At 36.2% G+C, this 2,095-nt stretch carries 3 protein-coding genes; all 3 read left to right on the top strand.

What is annotated here, in order from left to right; genetic code table 11:
- Window positions 1-102: 102 nt before the first annotated feature.
- The 3 genes from PVV66_RS09435 to PVV66_RS09425 all read left to right on the top strand — a co-directional run bounded on the left by PVV66_RS09435 (window position 103) and on the right by PVV66_RS09425 (window position 1,820).
- On the top strand, window positions 103-492 hold the full coding sequence (locus PVV66_RS09435; protein WP_273719602.1) for a hypothetical protein: 390 nt from the start codon (window positions 103-105) through the stop codon (window positions 490-492).
- A gap of 287 nt (window positions 493-779) precedes the next feature.
- Window positions 780-1,298: a Rha family transcriptional regulator gene (locus PVV66_RS09430; RefSeq protein WP_273719600.1), complete on the top strand. Its 519-nt coding sequence runs from the start codon at window positions 780-782 to the stop codon at window positions 1,296-1,298.
- Window positions 1,299-1,379: 81 nt separating this feature from the next.
- Window positions 1,380-1,820 (top strand): hypothetical protein, encoded by a 441-nt coding sequence (locus PVV66_RS09425; protein ID WP_273719601.1) that lies wholly within the window; start codon window positions 1,380-1,382, stop codon window positions 1,818-1,820.
- Window positions 1,821-2,095 lie beyond the last annotated feature (275 nt).

The following is a 2,095-nucleotide window of genomic DNA, read 5'->3' as shown; positions in this document are numbered from 1 at the left end:
TAAAAACCACATTGAAAATAAAAACGCTACTGTACGGTCCATTTTGAGGCAAATAAACCCATTGGTAAAGTTATGGATTTAAGCAAGGGGATATTAAATCAGATGTTTTTAAAAAAACGTAAACAGAAAGGGCAAAAAAAGTGGGTTGCAACGGCGGTCGGGCATGCACCATGGGGATTAGGGGTAGCAGAGTATTTTTACAATCTCTATGAATACGAAGATGGTATGAGAGAATATGAGGAATTCGATGGTGGACAGTATCAAGAGATGCCTACAAATGTTGATTACAGTACCAAGGCGCAAGTGAAAGCGTGGATATACGGAGGTGATTTGCCAAGAAGCGTTTTGAGTTATGAGGCGCTGATAGATGAGGTGAATAAGAAAATCAAAAAACGTACAGTGAAAGCAGTGAAAACTTATGATGATATAGACAGTGAACTAGAGAAAGCACTTGATATTCAATTAGGTAGGTATCAAAATGAAAAAAAGTGAAAAAAATAAAAAATACGTATTGACTTTAATAAATCATTCTGTTAAACGAATCGTTAAGTGCTAGAAACACTAAACATGTAGCGAATAGATTACGAAACAATCTTTTCCTGCTTCAAAATTTGGCTTTATTTTTATGCTATTATTGGCATATAACGATTTTGTCGGGTGTGGTTACGCTATACAATACCCTTATGGGAAAGGCGTGACGACGGACTACATGCCGTGTTTCTAGCGCCCGGCACTCTTTTAGAGTGTCAATAGAAGCTTTAAACATGTAGGAGTTCCCTATGAACAATTTAGTAACAATCAACAATGCTGGTATTGCTGTCACAACTTCTTTGAAAATTGCAGAGGGTGTAGGTAATAAGCATAAAACAGTTATACAGTTGGTTCGTCAAAATATTAAAGACTTTGAAGAACTTGGAAGGGTCGCATTTGAAATGCTACCCTTTGAAACCAAGGGTGGAATACAAAAGAGAGAAGTTGCCATCCTTAATGAATCACAAGCAACTTTGCTCATGACATATATGCGCAATAATAATACGGTGCGTGCATTTAAAAAGGCGCTTGTTAAAGCTTTTTATGAATTAAAAAGCCAATCAAAAAATCATGATTTATTCTCTAGAGATAATGATTTGTTTTCTTATGAAAGTTTAAAGGCTCCTGAGGGAATTGGTAAAGTTTTGGGAATGATTGCAGCGCGTTTATCGTATGTAAATGATTTACAAAAAGAGCTTGATCATTACAAATTGGTTACAACAGAAGCCAAGCGTGTTTTAACAAACGCTGTTGTAAAAGCAGCATAAAAAAGCAGCGGCGGTGCGGGGGCGCCTCCTTATAACCATTTCATTAAAAATTTATTCAAATGTTAGATTAGGGAGCTACCTATGACCACGACAACTGTATCTAGAAAATATGAACTTACTGATGAAACTACAGAAGTTAAAGACCATCTCTATGGTAGAGTTAGAACACTTTATCGCATTAGAGCTTTAAGAAGTTTTGGAGGTGTTAAAAAAGGAGATTTAGGGGGCTTTATTGAAAGTGAATACAACTTATCACATGATGGCAGTTGCTGGATTGGGGATGATGCCAAGGTTTATAATGCTGCTATGGTTTGGGGGCATGCGAAGGTTTTTGAAAATGCAATAATTTGTGATGAGGCGTGTGTTAATGGGTTTGCAAAGGTTTATGGCAATGTACGTGCTTATGGAAAGTCAATTATTGGTGGCAGGGCGCGTGTTTTTGGAGATACGCAACTTATTTTGGGGGCATGGGTTACAGGAAGAAAAGAGATTTCTACAGGTTTAATATCCTTTTGTAGATAGATAAAGACTGTAGAGGAATTGATTAAACCGGCTGCGGCATATTCTAAAAGATATAATTAAAAGAAAGCCGTGTCCTTTAAAGACGCGGCTTTTCTATTCAAAACTATATTAGTAAGGAATTTGCTATAAACAAACTAACTGATAAATCACATATTTTGTGTATAAACGCAAGTGTATTTTCTATCAAATTGCATCTTTAAATGTATCGTGTTACTATTAATTCGCAGCGTTATTGTAACGTTGTATTTTAACCGTTCCTTAGGTTAAGAACCTTT

It is taken from the genome of Bartonella sp. AU16XJBT (assembly GCF_028618665.1).
GTDB lineage: Bacteria > Pseudomonadota > Alphaproteobacteria > Rhizobiales > Rhizobiaceae > Bartonella.
This window is presented reverse-complemented; position numbering and strand designations above follow the sequence as displayed.

Bases quoted from the DNA above. Each gene is read 5' to 3' on its own strand.
- PVV66_RS09435 (WP_273719602.1), top strand. From the start codon at position 103: ATGTTTTTAAAAAAACGTAAACAGAAAGGGCAAAAAAAGTGGGTTGCA.
- PVV66_RS09430 (WP_273719600.1), top strand. From the start codon at position 780: ATGAACAATTTAGTAACAATCAACAATGCTGGTATTGCTGTCACAACT.
- PVV66_RS09425 (WP_273719601.1), top strand. From the start codon at position 1,380: ATGACCACGACAACTGTATCTAGAAAATATGAACTTACTGATGAAACT.